Below are 3,162 nucleotides of genomic sequence, written 5' to 3'. Positions count from 1 at the left end.
AGGTCTATCTTAGCCCTTGAGTTTCCGCTGAAATTCTTGAAGCTCTTTCAAGTTGGGTGCTGCTTTCCGATGGGAGCCGGCCGCGCATACCATGCTTTCGGGAACACAGAACATATCCGGGAAACTGGATGGGAGGCACTGTGAGTGCAAATCATGACAGGGCGAATCTGCTCGAGGTTCGTGGCCTAACCAAGATTTTTGGCACGCTGACGGCGTGCGATCACATCGATCTCAACATCGCCAAAGGCGAAATCCACGCGTTGCTCGGCGAGAACGGCGCCGGCAAGTCGACGCTGGTCAAGATGCTGTTCGGATCGCTCGAACCGAACTCGGGCGAGATTTTCTGGGACGGCAAGCCGGTCAGGATCACCAGCCCGGGCATGGCCAAGAAGCTCGGCATCGGCATGGTGTTCCAGCATTTCTCGCTGTTCGAGGCGCTGACGGCGGCCGAGAACATCGCGCTTTCGCTCAATGACGGTTCGCCGATAAGCAGCATCGCGGCGAAGGCGAGGGCGCTGTCCTACAGCTATGGCCTGCCGCTCGATCCGGACTCCCTGGTCGGAGACCTCTCCGTCGGCGAACGCCAGCGCATCGAGATCATCCGCTGCCTCCTGCAGACGCCGCAGCTCATCATTCTCGACGAGCCGACCTCGGTGCTGACGCCGCAGGAGGCCGACAAGCTGTTCGAAACGCTGGAGCGGCTACGCGCGGAAGGCAAATCGATCCTCTACATCTCGCACCGGCTGGAGGAGGTCAAACGCATCTGCGACCGCGCCACGGTGCTTCGCCACGGCAAGGTCGTCGGCCATTGCAATCCGCGTGAGGAGACGGCCGCGTCGCTTGCCCGCATGATGGTCGGCAGCGAGGTTAAGGCGGTGGTGCGCGCGCCGGCCGAAGGCATCGAGACGGCGCCGGCGCTCTTGGAAATCCGCGGCCTCAGCCGCAAGCCGGCGACGCCCTTCGCCATCCCGCTCAAGAACATCAACCTCACCGTGCGTGCCGGCGAAGTGATCGGCATCGCCGGCGTCGCCGGGAACGGCCAGGGCGAGTTCTTCGAATCCGTCTCCGGCGAAGTGCTGCAGCAGGATGCCGGTTCCGTGCGCATCCGCGGCAAGGACGCCGGAGGCCTGTCGATCACCGGCCGCCGCCTGATGGGGGCCGCCTTCGTGCCGGAGGAGCGACTCGGCCATGGCGCGGCGCCGCGCATGAAGCTTTCGGAGAACCTGCTGCTCTCGCGCCACGCCACCGACGGCAAGGCTTTCGTCGGTTCGGGCGGCACGGTCAAGAACGGCGCGGTCTACAGCGCCGCCCAGCGCATCATCAAAGCCATGGACGTGCGCAAGAGCGCGCCCGATCCGGAGGCCGCCGCGCTGTCGGGCGGCAATCTGCAGAAATTCATCGTCGGCCGCGAGCTCGACCGCAAGCCGAGCGTCATGATCGTCAACCAGCCGACCTGGGGCGTGGACGCAGGTGCTGCCGCCCACATTCGCCAGGCGCTGATCGAGCTTGCCCGCAGCGGTTCCGCCGTCCTCGTCATCAGCCAGGACCTCGATGAGTTGTTCGAATTATCGGACGCCATCGCCGTCATTCACAACGGAGAACTGTCGGCACCGCTGCCGATCGCCGAGGCGACTTTCGAGAAGATCGGCCTGTTGATGGGCGGTGCCGAGCCCGGCCACGCCGAACACGGAATGGAGGTGGCATGATGCGCATCGAACTCGTCAAACGCCCGCAGCGCTCGGCGCTGTTTTCGATGCTGTCGCCCTTCATCGCCTTCGCGCTGACGATCATTGCCGGCGCCATCATGTTCGCGCTGCTCGGCGTCAATCCGCTCAATGCGTTCGAGATCTATTTCGTCGAGCCGATCAGCCAGGTCTGGCAGTTGCACGAGCTGGCGATCAAGGCAGCACCGCTGATCCTGATCGCGGTCGGCCTGTCGGTCTGCTACAAGGCCAACATCTGGAACATCGGCGCCGAGGGCCAGTTCATTTTCGGCGCGATCTTCGGCTCGATCATCCCGGTGCTGTTCCCGCAATTCGAAGGCCCGCTGGTGATCCCGCTGATGCTCCTGCTCGGCATGGTCGGCGGCGCCTTCTACGCGTCGATCCCAGCGCTTTTGAAGACGCGTTTCAGCACCAATGAGATCCTCACCAGCCTGATGCTGGTCTATGTCGCGCAGCTCTTCCTCGACTGGCTGGTGCGCGGCCCTTGGCGCGATCCGCAGGGCCACGGTTTCCCGCAGACCATCCAGTTTGGCGATTCGGCCGTGCTGCCGGAACTGATGCCGGATGCCGGCCGCGCCAATTGGGGCTTCGTCTTCGCCCTGGTGGCAGCCGTCGCAATCTGGCTGATGATGAGCCGCATGTTGAAAGGGTTCGAGGTGCGCGTGCTGGGCTCCAGCCCAAGGGCAGGGCGCTTTGCCGGCTTCGGCTTCAACCGGATGGTTTTCTTCACCTTCCTTCTGTCCGGGGCGCTGGCGGGTCTGGCGGGCATCTCCGAGGTCTCCGGCGCCATCGGCCAGTTGCAGCCGGTGATCTCGCCCGGCTACGGCTTCACCGCCATCATCGTCGCCTTCCTTGGTCGCCTCAATCCGCTGGGCATCGTCGCCGCGGGCCTGGTGCTGGCGCTGACCTATCTCGGCGGCGAGGCGGTGCAGAGCGCGCTCGGCATCTCCGACAAGGTGGCGCGCGTGTTCCAGGGCATGCTCCTGTTCTTCGTGCTCGGCTGCGACACACTCATCCACTACCGCATCCGCCTGATCGGCATGGCGCTGATGAAGCCGAACGGCGCGAAGCTCGAAGCAGCGCCGAAGCTCGAGGAGGCCCGCTGATGGACATCACCGTCAACATCCTTTTGACCATCGCGACCGCTGCGACACCGCTTCTGATCGCGGCGATCGGCGAGTTGGTGGTCGAGCGCTCCGGCGTGCTCAATCTCGGCGTCGAGGGCATGATGATCATGGGCGCCGTCGGCGGCTTCGGCGCCGGCTATCTCACCGGATCGCCCTGGATCGGCTTGCTTGCCGCAATCATCGTCGGCGCGCTGTTCTCGCTGCTGTTCGCCGTCATGACGCTGTCGCTCGCGACCAACCAAGTGGCGACCGGCCTGTCACTGACGCTGCTCGGGCTCGGCCTCTCCGGCATGATCGGCACCAGCTTCGTC

General features: G+C 64.5%; 2 protein-coding genes and 1 pseudogene. All 3 read left to right on the top strand.

Features of this window, described 5'->3' with window-relative positions; genetic code table 11:
* The first annotated feature begins 128 nt into the window (after positions 1–128).
* On the top strand, positions 129–1,706 hold the full coding sequence (locus tag EOD07_RS28315; protein WP_164772609.1) for an ABC transporter ATP-binding protein: 1,578 nt from the start codon (positions 129–131) through the stop codon (positions 1,704–1,706).
* Positions 1,703–2,830 carry an ABC transporter permease gene (locus EOD07_RS28310; protein ID WP_040982861.1) on the top strand — a complete coding sequence of 376 codons (1,128 nt, stop codon included), beginning with the start codon at positions 1,703–1,705 and terminating at the stop codon, positions 2,828–2,830. The genes EOD07_RS28315 and EOD07_RS28310 overlap by 4 nt, the downstream gene beginning before the upstream one ends.
* Positions 2,830–3,162: pseudogene (locus EOD07_RS28305) on the top strand (ABC transporter permease); the annotation flags it as partial. The gene EOD07_RS28310 and the pseudogene EOD07_RS28305, both read left to right, overlap by 1 nt.

Source organism: Mesorhizobium sp. M2C.T.Ca.TU.002.02.1.1, from assembly GCF_003997225.1.
The sequence above is the reverse complement of the archived record's forward strand: the minus strand, read 5'-3'. Positions and strand labels throughout refer to the sequence as shown.